A 21712-nucleotide genomic window follows, 5' to 3' on the forward strand; every position below is an offset into this window, starting at 1 on the left:
TTAGTTTTGCCATACCACATTACAAGTTGCCCATGAATAGCCCACACCAAATCCAACTAGCATTAGTAGATTTCCCTCGTTAATCTGTTTATTATCCAGCAAATTTTTTAGTACGATCGGTATCGTTGAAGAAACTGTGTTTCCGTAATTCTGCATATCTATCGGGAACTTGCTCCCCTCTATTTTAAGCTTTTTCTGCAAATGTTCCAACATGTATTTGTTCGCTTGATGAAAAATTAAGAAGTCGTAATCTTCCATAGCCCTACAGGATTTCTCCATTTGTGTTTGCACTGCAGATGGTATTTCCTTTAATGTGAAATTAAATATCTCCGGACCATTCATATATAAATTCATTCTAGATCTCACGTTTCCAAATCTATCGGCCGCCTCCAAAAATGACGCTTCAGAGATGGGTTCTTTTACTCCTCCTGCAGGAATTATCAAATTCTTTGCACCAGCCCCATCCGTACCAAACGTGAATGGTCCTATGAGATCCCTATTGGATTCTATAGCGGAAATCAGAGTTGCTGAACCGGCATCTCCAAATATTACTTTAACGCTTCTATCCTTCTTGTTGATATATTTACTATAAGTATCGCCTGTCAGAAGGAGTACATTTTGGGCGGAACCTGATTCAATTAACCCTTTAGCTAGTGATAATCCATATACATAACCGGAACATCCTAAATTGACATCCAGTGCACCGCATGTTGTTGACAAGCCCAATTTTGATTGAATAATGCATGCTGAAGTAGGCAGAATATAATCAGGCGATTGCGTACAATAGATTAGGAAGTCTACACTTTTATAATCAATTTCTTCCTTTTCGAATAATTTTGTAGCTGCAGCAATCGCTAAATCAGAGGCACTTTCGTTCAGTTTTGCTATATGTCTAGAATATATTCCGATCTTCTCCGTTGTCTTATCTTCGCGTGAATTGTATTCTTCAAATTCTGGGAGATAATACTCCAAGGAATGAATGTAGCCTTTCATATAGCACCTCTTTCTTCAGTTGCAAACGTTATCCACGAAATTCTTCCATTGAAACATGATTCTCTTGGGAAATCCCCTCGGATCGCACTACCTTTTTCAGTGTTAACCAAATTATCTTAAAATCTAACCAAATGCTGTGATTATCTACATACCATATGTCCAACTTAAACTTTTCTTCCCAAGATATCGCATTACGCCCATTCACTTGTGCCCAACCAGTTATTCCTGGCCTAACTTCATGCCGTCGAGCCTGCTCAGGAGTATAACGATCGAGATAGTCCATTAGAAGTGGTCTGGGGCCTACAAAACTCAGTTCGCCCTTTAAAACATTCCAAAGTTGCGGAATTTCGTCAATACTATATTTCCGTAAAATACGACCTAAAGAAGTCATTCTCTGTTCATCCGAAAGTAATAGACCCAATTCATCACGTTTGCCACTCATGGTGCGAAATTTGAAAATCGTAAACGGTCTGCCCTTTAATCCAGGCCGCTGCTGTTGAAAAAATATTGGTTTACCAATAGTGATAGTAATTAGAACCGATACAACCACAATTACTGGAAAAACTATGATAGAAAGAATGATAGCGCCCGCAAAATCGATAAGCCTCTTCATCCCCCTCTCCCTTTCCCCAATTATTGATTTCGAAGCAACTGATTAACTGGAACATCTTTTATCTTTCGTGCAGGGGATCCCAATACTAACTCTTCTCTACGAACATCCTTTGTTACCACACTTCCGGCCCCTACCGTTCCATCTTCTTCTATAATTCTACCCGGTAATATTGTTGAATTTGCTCCAATTCTTCCCCCGTTTTTCACTGTAATTCCTTTGAAGTGTTCAAACCTCTCCCTTGTTCTCGCAAGGTAGTTATCATTCGTCGTTACAACACAAGGTGCAATGAATACATAATCACCAAGAATTGAATATGCTGTGATGTAACAATTTGTTTCAAGTTTGCATTTTTTCCCTATCACGCACTCATTTTCTATTGCAACTCCCCTACCAACAATTGTTCCAGCCCCGACTCTTACTTTTTCTCGTATACTAACTAAATCAGCCACAAAAACTTCATCCTCCAACACCACACCAGCATAGATGATGGAAGAAGTACCTAGAATACAATCATTTCCGATAACGGTCGAGACTAGGTCTTCCGATCGTTGTAAAGCAGAATTTTTTGCTCTGGTTGGACGTTTATTAATTACTACATTATCCTGAATAATTACTCTTTCACCGATATGCGTCCCATTATAAATAATCACATTGTTTCCTATGATGACGCCATCACTAAAGGTTACATTATCTTCTATAATTACATTTTGGCCTACTTTAGCGGGTTTCATAATAATCATCCTTTGTCTGAGGTTACATCTCTATCTTTAATTTTTCTGGCTGGAAATCCGGCTACCACAACATCTGAATCAACGGATTTTATCACAACCGAACCAATTCCTATAAAAGAGTTGTCTCCAATATCGACTTTATTGATGATGGTTGATTGTGGAGCTATCCAAACATTCTTTCCTATTGTTACACTTCCACTTATCTCTGTACCTGCTATGATAACGGTATTTTCACCAACCTTAACATTATGGGCTATAAATACATGATCATCTGTCTTGACTTTATCTGAAAGTATTGTATCATCCAAAGTGCCACGTGCTATAACGTTCAATGCGCCAACTTCAACTTCATCCCCTATTCTAACGCTACCTAAATGGGGAATCCTTATAGGGGCCCCATTTTCATCAAATTCAAAGCCGAAGCCTTCTTCTCCGATTACTGTATTTGATTTAATGATACATTGATTACCGATCGCACAATTATCTTTAATTACGACGTGATCCCGTATTTCTGTACAATTCCCTATTACTACTCCATCTCCGATTATAGAATAATGACCTATATAGCTACCCATGCCAATACTTGCCGTTTTCGATACAATTGCCGTACTTTCTATTCCCACTTTTCTATCCTTCTCAAAAAAATTCTTCAGAATTCTAGCAAAATCAAGCCTAGGATTGAGTGAAATAATATGAGGATTGCGTAATAATCCATCATATTCTCTGCACACTATCGCTAGTAGATCATTCCGATTATTTAGTAAATGTACAATATCTTCAGATAACTGTTTGGCATAAACAACACTATTAGAATACATGGAATCTAGAGAACTTACTTTAATGAGAGAGATGTCTTTACCATGTAATTCAGCATTCAAGAAAGATGCTATGTGCGACGCCTTAATCCCCATATTTCTCCCTCCCAGAAGACTCAATTGCCTCGTAGAAAAATGATTTTAGTTCTTCCGGAAAATCCCTTATATTTCTTGAAAATTTATGAAACATATTTCTTTTATAGTCTCTGGTAAAATGGATAAAGGAATCATGAAAGGTGGTCTCTTCTTCCCCCCACCAAATCGGATGAATTAACAATTGAATTTTCGAATACTGATCTTCGTTAATCACTTCATCTATCGACTTCTCTATCCATGTCTTTCTAGAATCGGAAATATACTTAATTTCATTGAAAAACACATGATTATAAGCATTAACCATGGGATTTAAGTTTAAATTTTGTTCAAGTATTTCTCTAGAAGGACGATGAAAGGAGACTGCTGTAATATCGGTGTTCACTATACTTTCTAATAGAGCAGCTTCTCTAAAAATAAGGCTACGCATCTCATCCAGATCTTGATATTTATATGCTGTATTGTCAAAATGCAACCCGATCTCATGTCCCATTGCAACAATTTCTGTTAAAATATCTTTTGAGGAAGGACTTGAAACATTATAAAATTCCGATGAGACCATAATGAAATATATAGACTTAATATTGAGATACGCTTCTAGCTTAGCCATTCTATGGGCTTTTTCCAACGAAATATCAATATCATGTCTCAATATTATCTTCTTTTCATATATCTTCTGATTCTCTACCATTTCTCGAAAGCTTACGAACTTATATCTTTTCTGCAAAGCGTTCTGTAGTACATGTATATAATTGGTATAGGTAAAGGGATAAGCTTTAATCATTTAAGATTCACCTTTCAGTTGATTAAGAGTTCCGGTAGAAACCCAGAATACATGAAGCTACGTATTCTTGTTGACTCTCAGAGATTTCTGGATACATTGGTAATGAAAGAACTTCCCTGCAAGCAATCTCTGTATTTGGTAAATCGCCTTCCTGATATCCCAAATAATCGAAAACAGGTTGCAAATGTAATGGTTTTGGGTAATACACGACTGTCTCAATATTTTGACTTTTAAGATATTCTTGTAGTTCATCTCTCTGCTGAGCTTTAATAGTATACTGATGAAATACATGGTTGCATTCCGAATGAACTTGTGGGAGAATTACTTGTCTTAATTCGCCAAGTAAATGGTTATAAAAACTCGCTTTCTCTTGACGAAGGGCAATCCATCTTTCCATATATGGAAATTTTACATTTAATATAGCGGCTTGAAGTTCATCAAGTCTGCTGTTGTATCCTAAAACGTGATGGTAGTACTTCGGTTTGCTACCATGAACCCGAAGAACACCTATCTTATCTGCTAATTGGGGGTCATTGGTTACAATCATCCCCCCGTCTCCATAGGCGCCTAAGTTTTTTGTTGGGAAAAAGCTAAAACATGCTGTCGTCCCCAGTTCTCCGGCCCTTTTCCCCTTATAAGTTGCTCCAATGGCCTGAGCAGCATCCTCGATAACCACAAGATTATACTGACTTGCCAAATCCAATATCGGATCCATTTCAGTGCATTGGCCATACAAGTGTACTGGAATAATTGCCTTGGTACGCGACGTTATTTTATTTTCTATCTGTTGTACATCCATATTAAAAGTATCTGGATTAATATCGACAAACACGGGCTTCGCACCAACCCTAGCAATAGCCCCAGCTGTTGCAAAAAAAGTAAATGCAGTTGTAATAACTTCGTCTCCCGCTTTGACATCACATGCTAGTAAGGATAAGTGCAAAGCATCACTTCCATTTCCCACTCCGATCCCGAATTCTGAGCCACTAAAGCGAGAGATGTCTCTTTCGAGCCTCTTTACGTTTTCTCCTAGTATGAAGCGGGAATTGGACATCACCTCTGATAATGACCGATGAATGTCTCTTTCTAGAAATCGATACTGTTCGCTAAGATCCAGAATTGGAACTTTCAAGTCAATCCTCCTCAATTCCCACAAATAATTAATATGTCCTTAATTCGTATCCTTCAATAAAGCTGAAGCTTCCTCAAGAATACGGATAACCTCTACTCCATTTGATCCATCTGAAATAGGGACTGTTCTGTTGTTAATGCAATCAAGAAAATGTACGCATTCTAATCTTAATGGCTGCTCTTCCGCTTGATATAGAATTATTTGGCCTTCATCGTAGTTTGAAAGATCATCCATGATACTCTTTTTATGCAATACGAGCGATTGGTTTTCCTCGTTGTATGTTAGCATTCCTTTAGTGCCGATTACCGTAAGTTGTCGTCTTTGTTCCGGCCATAACCACGATGTATGCAAATGTGCCGTTACATTTTTATTGAATTGCATATGCATGTAAACATCATCTTCTATCTCCGTCTGCAAGATGCGATGACCACTTATTTGAAAATTTATTGGAGAGGACCCCACTAAAAACAAGATAACGGCTATATCATGAACTCCGAAGCTCCATAATACATTCTCAATAGAACGTACCCGTCCCAATTTTAAACGCTCTTGATGAATGGCGTGTAAATTCCCTATAACACCCTCTCTAATAAATTCTTTTAGTTTTTGAATTGCAGGTTGATAGAGCAATAGATGACCCACCATAAGTATATTTTTACCTTGCAACGCTAATTGCGATAATCGTTGTGCATCCGAAGTTGATAGAGTAAAGGGCTTTTCAACAAAGACGTCTTTATTCATCAGCAACGCTTGTTCTGCCAATTGGAAATGCGTTGATGCTGGTGTTGCTATGGCAACAGCTTGATGCTCGATTGTTTTACACTCGCAATAACTTTCATAAATTGGAATATCAGGAAAATCATTAGAAATAGCATCTCTCAGAACAGAACTCGCCTCAACAACAGCTATCAACGAATTTAATTCAAAAAAGGTTCTCACTAAATTCTTGCCCCAATTTCCTGCCCCAATGACAATGACTTTTCTGATCAATTCAGGCACCCACACTCATCTTTTTTATTTTTTAATTTATAATCTGTAGTACTTCCCTGTAACAGGACACCCCTTCATACTATTCCTTGTATCGAAGATTATCTGAGCCTTATTGCCAACAAGAGTATAATCAAATGCACTATGATCAGTAGTTATCAGAATCAAATCTGAGCCGATTATAGTTTTTTCTGTTAGTGAGACAGTCTCAACCACCTTTCCGTTCCAGTTAAACTGCTCTACATGAGGATCTGTCACCTGCCATATAGCACCACACTCTTCAAGTTGATTAATAATCGGAATTACAGGCGACTCTCTATAGTCGTCTATGTCTCTTTTATAAGCAATCCCCATAATAAGTACTCTCGATCCATTTAGAGGTTTTTTTTCAGAATTGAGTATCTGCATGCATCTATCGATTACAAAATCTGGCATGCTGTTGTTTATTTCGCCTGCAACCTCTATAAGTCTTGTATGATAATTAAACTCCCTAGCCTTCCAGGTAAGATAATACGGATCAATCGGAATGCAATGTCCTCCTAAACCAGGCCCCGGATAAAAGGGCATAAAGCCATATGGCTTTGATGCAGCAGCGTCAATTACTTCCCAAACGTCGATTCCCATTTTATTACACAGGATCGCCATCTCATTTGCTAGCGCTATATTAATATTCCGAAAAGTGTTTTCAAGAATTTTCTCCATTTCTGCTACTGCTGGGCTTGAAACTTCATGCACCTCTCCATCTAGTACATTTCTATACATTGTGGATGCTACCAAGGTACACGAAGGTGTAATTCCCCCTATAACCTTTGGGGTATTTTTAGTTTTAAAAAATTTATTTCCTGGATCTACTCTCTCTGGAGAATAGGCTAAGAAAAAATCAACACCACAGATTAATCCTGTTTCCTCTAGTATAGGCTTTACAACTTCCGCTGTCGTTCCTGGATAAGTTGTACTTTCAAGAACAACTAGCATTCCTTTATGAAGATACTTCGCTATTTCACGAGCAGAACTTTCAACATAGGATGTATCCGGTTGTTGGTACGTGTCCAAAGGGGTTGGCACACAGATTGTAACTGCATTTACTTCACTTATTCGCGAGTAATCAGTAGTAGCTACCAATCCTCCAGATGATACTATAATCTCCAACTCTTCACTGACTACATCGCCTATGTAGTTTACCCCCTTGTTAACCATGTTAGTTCTTTTCTCTTGTACATCAAACCCTATTACTTTATAGCCAGCTTTCACTTTTTCAACTGCAAGAGGAAGACCAACGTAGCCTAATCCCACAACGCCAATTACTGCATTTTTAGTGTTAAATAAATCAATTAATTGATCAGCATTTAATGTCATGTCGTTCCTCCTTAATCTTTAACATCTTCTTGCATGATTAAGCTAAGTTTTTGTGATAAATTCCTCCATGAATTATAGTTTTCTACATATTTTCTAGCTGAAGTCCCCATATTCTCTCTAAGTACTGTATTCCCCTTGAGTAGAGCTATTGCATCAGCCATCGAATTAATGGTTGAAGCATTGATTCCAATCGAATATCTTTCAATGGGAGTATTATCTAAATTGGATAGCAATGCTATCGGAAGACCCGCTGCCATATAGTCATACAATTTGTTAGGACTAAATCCCCATTGATATAACGGAAGATCCTGTAGTGACAATAATCCTACATGAGCTTGTTTGAGAATGGAGGGAATCATCTCTTTAGAAACAGAAGAATAGAATGTTACATTATTCAAATTTTCGTCTTGCTTTCTTTGAACTAGCCTTTTTTTCTCAACACCCTCTCCTATAAATAAAAATTTTATTTCATCTGTCTGGTCTTTTAGAATCGCAGCAACATCTAGTATTGGATCCAGATGGTTTGGCACACCATGTGCACCAATGTAGATAGCAATAAAGCCTTCTCTATTCTGATAAAAAAAATCGGAAATTTTTTCATCCGCTATCACTTGATGAATTGATTGATCAAAACGTTCCAAATCTACTCCATTAGGCAAGTATACCACTTTATCAGCTTCGATTCCCCTAGTTCGAATGTACCTCTCAGCATTCTCAAATAGAACAATTATTCTATCTGCTTTTTTATATAGAAATAGTTCGAGACTACTAAGCATACGCGTTATCGGATGTTTACTAGAGATTTTCCCAAGATCAATTAATGTCTGCGGCCATAAATCCCTCTCCTCGAAATAGAACTTAGCACCAAATCTTTTGGCAATCAAATATCCAATAACTGCTGCCATAGGATGCATTAAAGAACCTATCACAATGTCGGGTTTCTCATCCATCTTTTTAGACGCTCGATATGATCGCAATGTATATGTGACCATATTCATAACTCTTCTCAAATTATTCTTCTGATACGATGTCGTCCTGATCCATAAGAACTCTACCCCTTGGATTTCTTCAATTACTTGCGTTTTGCTCTTTCTCTTAAATACTTTTTCAGTTTTAGAATAATGATCAAATGAGGACGCAAATATTGTAACCTTATAATTATCTTTGATAAGTTGCTTTGCTAAATCGAAATGGCGTGTGCCTCCACCTGATCCAGAGGCAATTGCATAATGATTCAAAATCCAGATTCTCATTTTAAACTCTCTCTTTTATCAAATAGAATTTTTTTGTACAATTGATCTAACTTTTCACTTTCAATCAACCAATTATATTTGTTTTCTATTGCCTTCTTCCCATTTTTGCCCATAATTTCAGATTCATCTAGATTATTCATAATAAAATTAATTGCCTCTCGTATTTCTTCGGTATCCAATGGATTTACACAAATCCCACATTCATTTCCTTCCACAATTTCTTTCAGTATTGGAAAGTCGGAAGATATTACCGGAAGCCCACAGGCCATGTATTCAAACATTTTAGTAGGCAAAGCATCAATATAATTTAGAGTAGGATGTGAAACGATGATTCCAGCTCTCGTTTTAGAAAGGGTATAAGCAACCTGCTCCCTGGATAGGAACCCCAGTAGATCGACACTTTTTATTTCGTTCATTGATAAAATCTCTTCTTCTTCTTTTACAGATTGAAATTTCCCTCCCACTACTAATCTATAATTCGTTCTACCTATTGCTTCCACCATATGTTTAATCCCACGAATTTTCGTGATCATACCGATGTAGGCTACTGTATTCTCTTTTTCTTCAATGCTATGTGAATTAGTTAATTCATTAAGAATTGGATAATTATTTACGTTAACAGAATTGGCATTCAGTTTTTCAAATCTCCTGTTAATAAAATGAGTAGCGGTAACAATTGCTGAAAAACGCTTTGCCGAGAAGTTTTCTATTTTCTCGAAAAAGAATGAAATAATTAGACGTAACGATTTTGGTATCCAATGCTTTGACAATATCTGTCGGGGTACATCTTCGTGAACATCATAAATAACAATTTTCCCCTTAAGCCGGAGCATTAGACCAACTGTTATCAATTCAGGGTCATGAAAGTGATATAAATCAGCATTAATTTCTAACGCTTCCTTGTATACCTCCCGAACTGTAACTGTCATTCTTTTTAGCCGATTACCGCTATTAATTTTTATTTTATGAAGAAATACTCCATTTATTTTTTGATCAAAGTCTCCAGGAGCAATCAAATGAACTTCATACCCCATATCCGACAGAGATTTACACTCCTTCCGAAATATTCTCGGATCATCATAACGATGAACGGAAGTCATGTGACATATTTTAGCGGACATGATATTGATCCTCCCAAACAGCGATATTGTATAATCTCCAAGCGATATTCAATGGAAGTTTACTTAATGATGGTATTGCCACACATAATTTCTTAACTAAATCTGAGTGATTGACTTTATTCTGCATAACAATCATATGGTTATTGAGCCATAGTTTATCGGGGGCTTCAAATCCGAACTTGTTTTTTCTCCATGCTATCTCACTTGGAAGTATCTTATTCGCTAACTGTCTTAATACATATTTTGTGAATCCACTATTTATCTTGTAGTTTGGATTAAGAGAAATCGCAGCTTCAATTGTATTCTTTTCCACAAAAGGGACCCTTGCTTCGATTGAATGAGCCATGGAATTTTTGTCTTCATGCAACAGCAAGCGAGGAAGATTTGTCTTCTGTACCTCCATTAATTGCATTTCAAATAGATTTTTATTCCCTTTGTTCACTTGATTTAATACATTCAATCCCTTGCTGATATACTCTTTTTTCACAAATTCCATCCTTCTAGCCAATCTGCGTTTTCTAATAGGAAGCATTGAGAAATAAACAATATATGCAGCTAGTTGTTTCTGTGACAGTTTAGAATTTCTTGATGCCAGATAAATTTCTCGAAGCAATGTTTTAAATTTCCAGCTTTTGAAAAGTTCCTTAAAAAAAGTTGCATAATATCTCTCATACCCTAAAAACAGTTCATCCCCACCTTGACCATCCAACAAAACCTTTATACCAACTTCTTTTGCTTTTTTCATAACCCAATACTGCATAAAGATTGATGGTCCACCAACTGGTTCTTCGTGTATCCTTAAGCAATCTTCTATATATGCTGCAAAATCTTCGTAAGTTGGTTTTGTGATATGCCAGTTCAGATTGTATTGATTTACAACCATTTCTGCAAATCCACTTTCATCATTTTTCTTCATTTCTGATTGGGCCGTTATAGCGATAAAACGGTCACTTGATGATTCTGAATTAATTTCTGCTCCCATCGAGGCAATAATGGAGGAATCAAGACCACCTGAAAGACAAGTACCAACTAATACATCGCTTCTCATATGCAAACGTATGGAAGCTTTCAGAGCGTCTATACTGTGAGCTGCCGTTACATTCTTAATCTGCCGATTCCTCAAGCAGTAATAAGACGTAATCTCCAACTCATTCGTTTCCATGTAATATAACGCATTATATCCAGGAGACAGCTGAAAAACTCCATTATAAAATGTCTGATTATCATAGTTAGCATAACCAGAAATTAGATACGTGGAGATGACATCCATATTAGTTTGCGCAGCCATGCCTGTTTTTAAAAGTCCTTTTATTTCTGAGGCAAACATAAATCTATCTTTGCTATTAACATAGTAAAACGGCTTTATTCCGAACCGGTCACGAGAACAAAACATTACTCTCTTTTCCTCGTCATAAATACAAAAAGCCCACATTCCATTGAAGTGCTCTAGACATCCCGCTCCCCACTCTTCATAAGCATGTAGAATAACTTCAGTGTCTGTAGCAGTCATAAATATATGGCCTTTATCGATGAGTGTATCTCTTACTTCGAGATAGTTGTATATTTCACCATTGAAAACAATCATGTACTGCTTATATCTCATAGGCTGATGCCCTAATTCGCTAATATCAATTATAGAGAGTCTTCTATGCCCAAGACCAACATTGTTATTTATGAATATTCCTTCATCGTCAGGTCCTCTATGTTTCATAGTCTCCAATACATCATTCATTAACATCGGGTCAATCCTTTTGCCCGTTTTCTCAACAATTCCACTTATCCCACACATAACTTATAATTCCCCTATGACTTGTTTATATAATTCATCAAGTTGGTCGATAACTGCCCTTTTAGAGAACTTACTCATAAACTGATTTCTGATTATTGGTGAACTGTATTGATTGAAATTAAGAAACATATGGTTGAGAGCCTCTGAAATCCCCTTTACATCATCTATCTCAGTTAGCAAACCATTTTGTGGTGTTACTATTACTTCTGGCCCTCCGCATTTTGTAGCAATAATAGGTTTACCACAAGCAATGGCTTCAGCATACACAACCCCAAAGCTCTCATGCTTACTAGTTAATACGAAGCAATCACAATTTTGAAATTCTCCTTTGACTTCTTCTCTATTGATTAAGCCCATCCATCTTACAAATTCACTTAGCCCTAAAGTATTAGCAAGTATTTTATACTCAGAAAAGTATTTACCATCTCCTCCAATTAGGAATTCTACGTTTCTTTTATCCTCATCGCTTAGATTGATTAAAAACATTTTTATAGCATGCAATAAAGTTGGAATTCCTTTTTGCGGCATCATATTTCCAAGAGTAAAAAATGTGAACTTTTTCTTTTTCTCCATGAGGACTGGTTCGAAAAAATCTTCATCCACTAGATTTGGAATATAAACTGGATCAGACACTTCGTATCTCCTGATTTGTTGTACTAGAGCTGGGCTAACCGCAATTACTCTATTTGCTTTTTGCAATGGTTTTCTTACACTATTGTTTAGTGTTCCATCACGAGTCAGATATGAAGGAAATGGAAATGGGCTCATATGCTCCGTTATTACAAACGGAATGTTAAATTCCTCACTTAACTTCATTGCGACCCACCCTGCCGGAAAACTTATATGAGCATGTATGATATTAATTTTGCCCGACTGCATAATAGCATTCTGCAAATTTATTCTGCTGGCATGTAACATTTGTCTAACATTTCCCTGCAAAAATCTCCTACTCCAAGTTAAGGCAGGATAAACGTATTCCACTATATTGTCTGATAGTTTATTCTTTGATTTTTTTTCATTGGACAGTGTTGTTCTTAGAATTTTCAGCCAATTTGACGGCTGCTTTATTAAAAAAGTGGTTTCTCCCTGGTTCCAAAGGCTAATGGACACATTCCAGCTCGGCCTTAATTCAGCCAATGCTAGAGCCTGCTCCTTAAAAAACACTCCTGAAACAGGACTAATCGAACTCGGGTAATTCGAAGGAACCACAAAAACATGCATTGATTTTCCTCACTTTCTATTACGTTTCATTCTTTTTATAACTTTTATTTTCTAAGCGAATCGTAATTGAATATGAATTTATCGTATTTCTCAAATAATTTAAGAAGCCTATTGCAAAAGCGAATAACAACCACTGAAACGCCACTCCAATTAATGAACTAGGACTTATACTGGATATAGAAAAAGAAACTAAACCTCCAATCAAACCTTCACAGAATCTTTTATCAATTTTATTTAGTAACTTAGAATATATTTTTGTTAAATTGAATATAAGAGACAAATAGACTGTCAAATAACCAAAAAAAATCAACAACCCATAGTTCACTGCAATTTCAACCCACCAATTATGAACATTAACGATTCCATAAGTATTATATATAGAATGCTTAGCCATATAATATTCAGCATTACCTGCTCCGACACCAAATCCAAAAGATTCACGAATGAAATAAATGGAATTTTTTAATAAATTTAATCTGACACTAACGGAAGAATCATTTACCTGTTCAGATGAGATTACACTCGTTACTCCTAAAATATAGACATCCGCAAGTTCTTTTATTGTATCAAAAAATGAAATGATCAGTAACGCCCCACCAAATAATAACAAACTTATAATTTTAACTTTTTCTCTTAATTTAGCTAGCATAAAGAATAAATAACCGAATCCTAATACTAGTGCAAAGTAATTTGCTCTAGAGAAAGTAACAATCATTAAATAAATTGATAGAAGTAACAATACGCCCCCAAATATTCGATATACATTTTTGTTTGTTGTTTTTACAAAAGAGACAATAAAAAACATAAAACAACTAAGAAAAGTTGAAAATACATTTTCATCAGTAAATACAGCTCTTGGTCGGTAGTAATTTGTCAGATTCAACTCCCGGTCACCAGGAAGATGATTACCGGTAACATTTTCCCACAAACCTATTACTATCATTATGAATAAAATAAGCAGCAGCACTTTCGATACATGATTTAATATTTCTCTGTGTGAAAGAAAACGTATTGAAAATAGAATCAATGAAATCGCAGTAAATAAATATAAAATATCTTTTATACCATCCTCTAGTGATGCACTCCAAAGAAGTGAAATCACGGCGTAAATGAACCAAAGCATAAAAAAAACAATGTATATCTTAACCTTAATACGTTCGGTATTTAATTTCTTATTTTTTATTAACACCTGCATTAATAACAGCATCCATAATATAATAATGAAAATACGCATAGGAAACAGGGAGATAAACCCGATATTGATTTGAAATATTATTGGTCCAATAATCGAAAATATTACTAATAGATAAAACAATCTGCGTCCACTCACTTACTCCCACTACTTTCGTTTCTCATTTTCCTACAACTTGCAATAATACACCATCCATCTCGCTGACCTCTCATAATCAATCTCAATACTATTCCAACAGCATTTAATAACATATATTTAAAAGATCTTTGTACCCATATTAATGGTAGATATCCTCCTGGCTGAAAGAAGATATCTTCAAGATTCTCCTTTCGAAGAATCACTTCTAATTCCCACTTTGTAATCGGGGCGATATGTCCATAGCTTAAATCTTTATCGTGAAACTGATGAAATTGCCCACTAAGTAAAAAAATTAATCTCGAGAGCCAAGATGTAATATTGGGAGTTGTGACAATAATTGTCCCACCTGGTCTAACCATTTTTTTTAATAAACGAATATATTCCCAAGGATTTTCTACATGTTCTATTACTTCAATACCTAATACCACATCAAAATAATCAGTGTACTGCGTAGTAAATTGCAAAATTTCTTCAGTATTATTGAAGTCGATTTTATGAAAATATGCATTCTCACACTTATAATTACTTTCATCCATATCAGCTGCAATTACAGAATAACCTAAGTCATGAAGTCTTTGTGATAAGGCTCCTTCTCCCGCACCCAAATCAAGAATTTTAGGCTGATGAGTTGGTGGTTCTCTCCTTATGACTTCCCTTGCTATCTGTTCGTGCAAGCCTAGATCGGCCTTCATTAAAATTCCTTTATAGTATTGAGCTTTTTTTCCACCAATTTTAATCATTTAAACCTCCATATGGTCCTTTTATTTTCACTGTACTTATGCGCTTAATTTTAAGTAATACTACTAGATTATAAATAATAATTTGAATTACCTCGAAGATTACTAACAAATATAATCCCTCAATCAAGCTATTATTTATAAAGCCAATATACAACGTTAAGGGTCTCATTAAAAAAACAGCTAATCCAAAGAATAAGTTGATATGTTGAGCATTGAGCGCAATAAAAGTTGAACTTGTTGGAGAACTGATAAACATTGCGTACAACATAGGAGAGATAATGGAAGCAATTTTTCCTGCTTCTACCCACGAGTCTCCGAATAAAAACCCAAACAGATGACCTCCATAAAGCAAAACAACGAACATTGGCAATAATCCTATTAAAGCTAATCTGAACCAAGTACTAAACAATAGAGATCTGTAATCAGCATTCTCATTCAACCTTTTTACAAATTCGGGATAAAACACCTGACCTACCGCCATCCCCAGTAGACTTGATGGAATACTTAACATTCTGACAGCAAGTGAGTAAAAACCTGCTATTTGATATGAGAACAGAGAACTAAGAATAAACAAAGGCATATTATTCGAGAACATATCTAACACTGATGTGGGCATTGAGTATATAGGGAATTTTTTGTATTTCCTAAGGTTTTCAATAACGCTTCTTAAAGAAATCTTTTTTAGCTTCTCCCTGTCTTCTCTATAAACATAGAATAAATAGAGAATAAATGATATTAGTTGCCCCACAAATAATCCAATAATTAACCCATATGATAATGTAAAGATAAGGCCACAACTTATTTGAATACATGACATTACAATTGAGTTTATAACTTTGTTTACTGCTATTCGTTTATACTTATTTTTTCTATTTGACCAATACATTAATGTCTGAGTTAGACTCAGAAATAAAACACTCAGTGGAACCAAATAAATGAACTGAGAGACTGGATATTCTCCAATAACAGGCGAAATATAAATTGTTATCACAAAAGAGAGAATCATAGTTAAGAAAGATGAAATTGTGCAAAGCAAAACTAGACTAGTAGCATCACGCTCATCTTGGGGCAAAATTATTGACATTTCGTATCGCCCCGTAGCCAGTACTGTGATTATTGAACCAATCGATATATAAATTGCGAGAACTCCAAAATCATCTGGGCTATACATTCTAGTTAAAATAGGGGAACAAATCATCAAAATTAGCTGACTTATTGCTGTACCTGTTGTTAATTTAATAACATTTCGAAAAAAAATGTTATTCTTTATATTTCTAATTGCTAACAAAAGCCCTCCCCCTTGCCGATCTAAACAGTTACATTTTATTTTCCATTAATAATTTTATTTTGTTTTCTTCTTCAGGCTCAAATTCTACTAAGCGATTATATAATTCCGTGTAATTTAAGTTTACTTTACGTGATGCAGCTAGATACCATCTTGCAATTTCTCGATTTAACGGAATATCTAAATCAAACGAAACCCCTCGAGCCAGTATTCTCGTAGCATCACTATAGTTCTCCTTCCTATATTCAATTTTGCCTATATTCAGAATAATCCCCGGTGAAATTCGAAAATTATTTATACTTTCATTTTTCTGATTCAACTGAAGATTGGAGAATCCCTTTATTGTATCCTCCATTTCCATGTACAAGGAAGTTGCCTTATTCCATTGATCATCAATCAGTTCATTGTTGCCTTGCAATCTTTCTCTCTCCCCCAACTCATAATAGATCTCAATTGCTTTTTCATACAATCGAGTGTTCCAGGGCCTCTCTTTTAGCTTTGCTTCTGTATAACTTGCAGCCTCTTCATGCTTACCCTTTTTCATTAGTAAATTTATTTTTGTTTCAATAAACGCAAAATTATGTTCATTGTAGCTTTCTGACTTGCTCACCAATTTCCAAGCTTCATTTAAATACGCTTCATTTCCAGATTGTTGGAACAATTGCTGCAACATACTTACTTTCACATTAGTGTAATCCATGTGACTTGGAACCAAGTCAATAGCATTGTCCAGATGACTAATCAGTTCATTGTAGCTACCTGTTTTATTTGCGATTACAATTGATTTTTTGAAATTAGCATCTGCTTTAAGATAAATACTAGAGAATACAACTAAAACAATAGCAGTAGATATTGGAATAAATGAATATACCTTCATCCACTTCTGCAGATGTAATTTTTCAGTAACCCGCTGAAAAACCTTAATGCCTGTTTGTTTCGAGCCTGAGGCTATTCCTAGACACAGAAAGACAATTGCTGCAAGATAAACAAAGCTCATATCAAAATCTATAAAACTATGACATAGGATTATAAAAACAACTAGCGGAAAAATTAAATACTCTTCTTTCCACTTACCTTTTTTCTGCAAACCCTTCATTTTGTTATAAAAGGCGACGAACGAATAAACAAGAATTGCAACAAGAATTAGCAACCCCACAAATCCAGACTCCATAAGATACTGTAAGAAAAAATTATGAACCTGACTACTTGTATATGGATAACTCCTATAGGAGTCATATAGTACTGACCAAGCACCACCTCCCGCCCCGAAAACTGGATAATCTCCAACTATTCTAAAAGCATCATTGTAGAAAGTACTTCTAGAAAACACACTGCTATCGTAAAGGTTAAAACCTATGAGGCGTTCAATTAGTCCATTAGGAAATATTTTAATTAAGAAGGTTCCACTTAACACCAGAATGTATAATATAATGAATATTGTTACAGTTAATATTGGAATCAATAAATTAGAAAATGAATAATTTTTATTCTGTTCGAATTTATCATACTTCTTATACAAGTGTCTATCTATTAAATAGTTAATCATCATAACAATAAATGATGAAATTACAATCATTGCCCATCCCTTTAAAGAAACACTTATCAAAAATTCATTATTAAGGTTTTCACGAATATTATTAAGTGGTTTAAAAAGAAATAGAGATATTATTCCGGATATCAGCAGGTAAAACAATGTTATTAGTTGCTTAATTCTCGGAATAAATATCAAATAAAAGATCAATGCAATGGGAAGAACCAAAAGCGCTCCTCTAGAAAGGGTCAATAAGATTGAAGCAACCAGAGGAATCAAAAAGAAGCTTGCTGTATAATACATAAATTTATTTTTTGTAGTATTTAAAATTACTATAGTTATTATTAAAATCGCGAGCAGATAAGCTGCATATGCATTAGGATATTGAAAAACGTTTGATAGGCGTTTCCCCTGCAAAATAGCATCTTGATATGTAACATTTCCAAACCACTGTAATAAACCGTAAATTGCTATCAAATACCCTGAACCAGCCAGGGCATATTTCATAATCCTCTGAGCTTGATCTGACTGCACAAAGTATGCTCCAATGAGAAAAAAGACAACCCAGATCACACGAATGTAGAAGTCAATTAATGCCAAATGCAAAGATACTGCATTTAATAGTGTGAACGAATAACTCAAAGGGATCAGCCAGACTAAAATTGAAAGTAGATCACGGTGACTTTCAAGGCGAAATGAGCGGTATAAATGTAACCCAATTAGGAACAATACTAGTGAAGATACTAGAACTGTCAAGAGAATCGGTTTTTCAAAGCTATATATATATCCATTGAATAGAGCCTTATCATAAGGAGCTACAAGTAAAAATAAAACCACAAAAAGTAAGACTCCAAATCCCATTTTGGATCTTTTGGTAGTTGGCATCGCTTTTGTACGATTACTTTTTTTCATTTACCTTCTCCTTGATTCCTTTGGAGTTCTAGAGTTGCAACCATCTCTAACGAAGCATTCATTAACTCTCGTGCTTCTTTCTGGTCTTGTTGCGCGCCTTCCTTAACCCACCGATAATTAGGAACTAGTAAACTAAGATTGACTCGTACTTCGTGTCCAGTCTTTGCATGTCTTAACAACTCAATCGAAGCAGCCAGTTTATCTTCGTTAATTTCTATCGGAACTCCGATATAAATCCGATCATGTTTAGTCGCAGATGCCCCCTCTTCATGACTTAATATCTCTTCAAAAAGCTTCTCTCCAGGTCGAATTCCTGTATAGACAATTTTTATATCCTTTTCAGGCTCCAACCCAGACAAGCGAACTAAATCCTTGGCCAAATCAGCTATCTTTACTGGGTTCCCCATGTCCAAAATAAAAGTTTCTCCCCCTCTGGCAATAGCCCCCGCTTGTATGACCAATTGTACAGCTTCCGGTATTGTCATAAAGTAGCGCACCATTTCTGGATGTGTCACCGTGACTGGTCCTCCAGCCAGAATTTGTTTTTTGAAGAGAGGGATCACACTTCCTCTACTTCCTAAGACATTACCGAATCTAACTGCAGAAAATAATGTATCGCTTCTTTTGTCCAAATCCTGTACGATCATCTCAGCAATTCTCTTTGTGGCCCCCATGACACTGGTAGGGTTAACAGCTTTATCCGTTGAGATTAGAACAAATTTCTTGACTCCGTATTGATGAGCATTCTCCGCCAAATTTTTAGTTCCAATTACATTGTTCTGTACTGCCTCTAACGGATTGGCCTCCATTAATGGTACGTGCTTATGCGCGGCGGCGTGGAAAATGACCCGTGGGCGAGCTTGACGGATAACCTGTTCAATTCGATTCCGATTCTTAACATCAGCAATAACAGGCGTCAAGTTAAGATCCGGATATTTACTTCTGAGTTCTATTTCGATATCATAGATATTATTCTCGCTATGATCCAGGATGACAAGATTTCGAGGGTTCGTTGCAGCTACCTGTCTCGTAATTTCAGAGCCGATTGAACCACCTGCTCCAGAGATCAGTACTACTTGATCTGTCAAATAACCTGTAATCTCCTCCATATCTACTTGAATAGGATCCCTTCCCAGTAGATCCTCAACTTCCACTTCTCTTATCATATTGATTGTAATTTTACCGTTGATCAGATCATTGACTCTGGGCACGATTTTAATTTGACAGCCTGTATTTTTGCTAATATTCACAATTTCAGAAATGACTGATCTTGTTGCTGTTGGAAGAGCAACAATCACATCAACAATTTTATACTGTTTCACTACATTCACGATATCATTTCTTCCGCCAAAGACTGGTATTCCCATAATCTCTTTGTGCCATTTTGAGGGATCATCGTCGATAAAAGCGACAGGATACATTTCAGATTGCCTGTTATGCTTCAACTCTCTCACAACCATGATACCGGCTTCTCCAGCGCCGACAATCAGAGCTCTACGATGATAAGGTTGCATTTTAATATAGTTATCTCTAAATAATCTCCAGATAAATCTGGAACTACCCACCAACAGAAAGGAAATCATAATCGTTAACGGGTAAATGCTTCTTGGCACTACAACATGAGAGTAGTAATAATTATTTAACTGGTGAAATACGAAGAATATTGTCGTGCCCGTGACGACACCTTTAATAATAGCTATTATGTCTCCGACACTTGCGTATTGCCAGACTCTTTTATAGATTTTAAAATTATAAAAACTGGCCACCAGAAATATACTGCTCGATATCATTACATATGGCAGTGTATTAAGAAAATAGGGTCTGATGGAAAAGTCAAATCTCAGCAAATACGACAAATAAACTGAGATGCAAATAAGCAGTGCATCGCAAATAAGAAGTGAAACTAGCCGTGTTTTTTGAAACAACTACTCTCTCCCCCTTATTTGTCAAGCGATTTCAAAGCTTGCCTTATGTAATGTCTGAAAAATACAATCGTAGTACTTATAATTATAGAAATAATTGTCGCAATAATTACGTTCATTAGTTTGTTAGGGCCGACAGGTATTGTCGACATCAATGCTGGGGAAACAAAGATTGCTTGTTCTCCATCAAGCAACCGATCCGATGTTTTCCCGGCTAGCTTCTCTGGATCAATCTGATTGCCTTGTAAATTGATTCTATCTGTATTTTCCTGAATCCTAGCTTTAATACTAGCCTCTTCCGCTAACAACTTTGTAAGGGCTATCGAGAACGTTGCAATTTGTGTCTGTACTGCGGTATATGCAGGATTGACAACCTCACTCTGTAATTGAAGTCCGAGAACGTCTGAGGCTGAACCCGTAGCCTCCTGAGCTATAGCTGTTAACAGTGGGCTCTCCCCAACGACCTGTATTGTCGATTGTTTTTCCGGAATAGCCGCTAGCTGCTTATTAGCCTCATTCAGCTGACTCTTAGTACTTTCAATTTCATCGGACAAGTTCATCAGCTTACTTTGATCCTCAACAATGCTACGGGAGCGAGCTGTACTATCTATGCGGTTCCCAAGCTCATAAGCTAGAAAATTGGCGATATTCGTATTTACCCGTGAATCCGGGCCTGTTACTTTTATTTTCATGACATTAATCTCTTTAATGGCTTCCGTATGAATCTGACCTTTAACACTATTAATGGTATGAACGGTTGGATCTAAATCAAGCTTCTCAATTAATCTATTAATTGCTGTATCGCTTTTAATAGATTCCACGAAACTATTCATCTCAAGGGGTTTAGTTCCCTCTTGGCTTGAATCTGCAATCCTTACCATTGAATTCGATTCATATACTGGAGAGAGCACAAAGAAACTTATAATTCCCGTCAATAATACAGCAACTACCGTAACAATAATGATTATCCATTTCCCTTTTAAGATAATGTCGATTATTTCACGCAAACTAATTTCCTGATCCATTATTTCTACACCCCATAATAGCAATTTTCGTTCACGCTATGATTATGTATTTTCCCTACTTAAGTATACAGTTTAGGGA

18 protein-coding genes are annotated in these 21712 nt (G+C 36.1%); all 18 read right to left on the reverse strand.

Going from position 1 to position 21712, the window contains the following annotated elements; all coding sequences use genetic code 11:
* Entirely contained in the window at positions 1-993 is a 993-nt protein-coding gene (locus ACFFT4_RS06215; protein WP_378045980.1) for a 3-oxoacyl-ACP synthase III family protein, read from the reverse strand.
* Between the two features lie 28 nt (positions 994-1021).
* Positions 1022-1606, reverse strand: coding sequence for a sugar transferase (locus ACFFT4_RS06220; protein ID WP_378045982.1), 585 nt, complete (start codon positions 1604-1606; stop codon positions 1022-1024).
* 20 nt (positions 1607-1626) lie between these two features.
* Positions 1627-2337: a DapH/DapD/GlmU-related protein gene (locus tag ACFFT4_RS06225; protein ID WP_378045983.1), complete on the reverse strand. Its 711-nt coding sequence runs from the start codon at positions 2335-2337 to the stop codon at positions 1627-1629.
* 5 nt (positions 2338-2342) lie between these two features.
* On the reverse strand, positions 2343-3248 hold the full coding sequence (locus tag ACFFT4_RS06230; RefSeq protein ID WP_378045985.1) for a hypothetical protein: 906 nt from the start codon (positions 3246-3248) through the stop codon (positions 2343-2345).
* Entirely contained in the window at positions 3238-4029 is a 792-nt protein-coding gene (locus ACFFT4_RS06235; protein ID WP_378045987.1) for a polysaccharide deacetylase family protein, read from the reverse strand. The genes ACFFT4_RS06230 and ACFFT4_RS06235 overlap by 11 nt, the downstream gene beginning before the upstream one ends.
* A gap of 22 nt (positions 4030-4051) precedes the next feature.
* On the reverse strand, positions 4052-5161 hold the full coding sequence (locus tag ACFFT4_RS06240) for a DegT/DnrJ/EryC1/StrS family aminotransferase (protein ID WP_378045988.1): 1110 nt from the start codon (positions 5159-5161) through the stop codon (positions 4052-4054).
* A 39-nt stretch (positions 5162-5200) separates the two neighbouring features.
* Positions 5201-6160, reverse strand: coding sequence for a Gfo/Idh/MocA family protein (locus tag ACFFT4_RS06245; protein ID WP_378045990.1), 960 nt, complete (start codon positions 6158-6160; stop codon positions 5201-5203).
* Between the two features lie 27 nt (positions 6161-6187).
* Positions 6188-7504 (reverse strand): nucleotide sugar dehydrogenase, encoded by a 1317-nt coding sequence (locus tag ACFFT4_RS06250; RefSeq protein WP_378045992.1) that lies wholly within the window; start codon positions 7502-7504, stop codon positions 6188-6190.
* An 11-nt stretch (positions 7505-7515) separates the two neighbouring features.
* On the reverse strand, positions 7516-8757 hold the full coding sequence (locus ACFFT4_RS06255) for a glycosyltransferase family 4 protein (protein WP_378045993.1): 1242 nt from the start codon (positions 8755-8757) through the stop codon (positions 7516-7518).
* Positions 8754-9878, reverse strand: coding sequence for a glycosyltransferase family 4 protein (locus tag ACFFT4_RS06260; protein ID WP_378045995.1), 1125 nt, complete (start codon positions 9876-9878; stop codon positions 8754-8756). Before ACFFT4_RS06260 ends, ACFFT4_RS06255 begins: the two co-directional genes overlap by 4 nt.
* On the reverse strand, positions 9868-11667 hold the full coding sequence (gene asnB / locus ACFFT4_RS06265; RefSeq protein WP_378045997.1) for an asparagine synthase (glutamine-hydrolyzing): 1800 nt from the start codon (positions 11665-11667) through the stop codon (positions 9868-9870). Before asnB ends, ACFFT4_RS06260 begins: the two co-directional genes overlap by 11 nt.
* A 3-nt stretch (positions 11668-11670) precedes the next feature.
* Positions 11671-12888, reverse strand: coding sequence for a glycosyltransferase (locus tag ACFFT4_RS06270; protein ID WP_378045999.1), 1218 nt, complete (start codon positions 12886-12888; stop codon positions 11671-11673).
* Between the two features lie 19 nt (positions 12889-12907).
* Positions 12908-14083, reverse strand: coding sequence for an O-antigen ligase family protein (locus tag ACFFT4_RS06275; RefSeq protein WP_378046001.1), 1176 nt, complete (start codon positions 14081-14083; stop codon positions 12908-12910).
* Between the two features lie 131 nt (positions 14084-14214).
* Positions 14215-14958: a class I SAM-dependent methyltransferase gene (locus ACFFT4_RS06280; protein ID WP_378046002.1), complete on the reverse strand. Its 744-nt coding sequence runs from the start codon at positions 14956-14958 to the stop codon at positions 14215-14217.
* The gene (locus ACFFT4_RS06285; RefSeq protein ID WP_378046004.1) at positions 14951-16246 is read right to left on the reverse strand and encodes an oligosaccharide flippase family protein; all 1296 of its coding nucleotides are present in this window, start codon (positions 16244-16246) and stop codon (positions 14951-14953) included. Before ACFFT4_RS06285 ends, ACFFT4_RS06280 begins: the two co-directional genes overlap by 8 nt.
* 28 nt (positions 16247-16274) lie before the next feature.
* Complete coding sequence (locus ACFFT4_RS06290; RefSeq protein WP_378046006.1) at positions 16275-18686, reverse strand: O-antigen ligase family protein; 2412 nt, start codon at positions 18684-18686, stop codon at positions 16275-16277.
* Positions 18683-20611: a polysaccharide biosynthesis protein gene (locus tag ACFFT4_RS06295; RefSeq protein ID WP_378046007.1), complete on the reverse strand. Its 1929-nt coding sequence runs from the start codon at positions 20609-20611 to the stop codon at positions 18683-18685. Before ACFFT4_RS06295 ends, ACFFT4_RS06290 begins: the two co-directional genes overlap by 4 nt.
* Before the next feature lie 14 nt (positions 20612-20625).
* A complete protein-coding gene (locus tag ACFFT4_RS06300) occupies positions 20626-21633 on the reverse strand; it encodes a Wzz/FepE/Etk N-terminal domain-containing protein (RefSeq protein WP_378046008.1) in 1008 nt (335 codons plus the stop codon).
* Between the last annotated feature and the right edge of the window lie 79 nt (positions 21634-21712).

It is taken from the genome of Cohnella cellulosilytica, from assembly GCF_042431195.1.
Taxonomy (GTDB): Bacteria; Bacillota; Bacilli; order Paenibacillales; family Paenibacillaceae; genus Cohnella; species Cohnella cellulosilytica.

Bases quoted from the DNA above. Each gene is read 5' to 3' on its own strand.
- ACFFT4_RS06215 (WP_378045980.1), bottom strand. From the start codon at position 993: ATGAAAGGCTACATTCATTCCTTGGAGTATTATCTCCCAGAATTTGAA.
- ACFFT4_RS06220 (WP_378045982.1), bottom strand. From the start codon at position 1,606: ATGAAGAGGCTTATCGATTTTGCGGGCGCTATCATTCTTTCTATCATA.
- ACFFT4_RS06225 (WP_378045983.1), bottom strand. From the start codon at position 2,337: ATGAAACCCGCTAAAGTAGGCCAAAATGTAATTATAGAAGATAATGTA.
- ACFFT4_RS06230 (WP_378045985.1), bottom strand. From the start codon at position 3,248: ATGGGGATTAAGGCGTCGCACATAGCATCTTTCTTGAATGCTGAATTA.
- ACFFT4_RS06235 (WP_378045987.1), bottom strand. From the start codon at position 4,029: ATGATTAAAGCTTATCCCTTTACCTATACCAATTATATACATGTACTA.
- ACFFT4_RS06250 (WP_378045992.1), bottom strand. From the start codon at position 7,504: ATGACATTAAATGCTGATCAATTAATTGATTTATTTAACACTAAAAAT.
- ACFFT4_RS06255 (WP_378045993.1), bottom strand. From the start codon at position 8,757: ATGAGAATCTGGATTTTGAATCATTATGCAATTGCCTCTGGATCAGGT.
- ACFFT4_RS06260 (WP_378045995.1), bottom strand. From the start codon at position 9,878: ATGTCCGCTAAAATATGTCACATGACTTCCGTTCATCGTTATGATGAT.
- asnB (WP_378045997.1), bottom strand. From the start codon at position 11,667: ATGTGTGGGATAAGTGGAATTGTTGAGAAAACGGGCAAAAGGATTGAC.
- ACFFT4_RS06270 (WP_378045999.1), bottom strand. From the start codon at position 12,888: ATGCATGTTTTTGTGGTTCCTTCGAATTACCCGAGTTCGATTAGTCCT.
- ACFFT4_RS06275 (WP_378046001.1), bottom strand. From the start codon at position 14,083: ATGCAGGTGTTAATAAAAAATAAGAAATTAAATACCGAACGTATTAAG.
- ACFFT4_RS06280 (WP_378046002.1), bottom strand. From the start codon at position 14,958: ATGATTAAAATTGGTGGAAAAAAAGCTCAATACTATAAAGGAATTTTA.
- ACFFT4_RS06290 (WP_378046006.1), bottom strand. From the start codon at position 18,686: ATGAAAAAAAGTAATCGTACAAAAGCGATGCCAACTACCAAAAGATCC.
- ACFFT4_RS06300 (WP_378046008.1), bottom strand. From the start codon at position 21,633: ATGGATCAGGAAATTAGTTTGCGTGAAATAATCGACATTATCTTAAAA.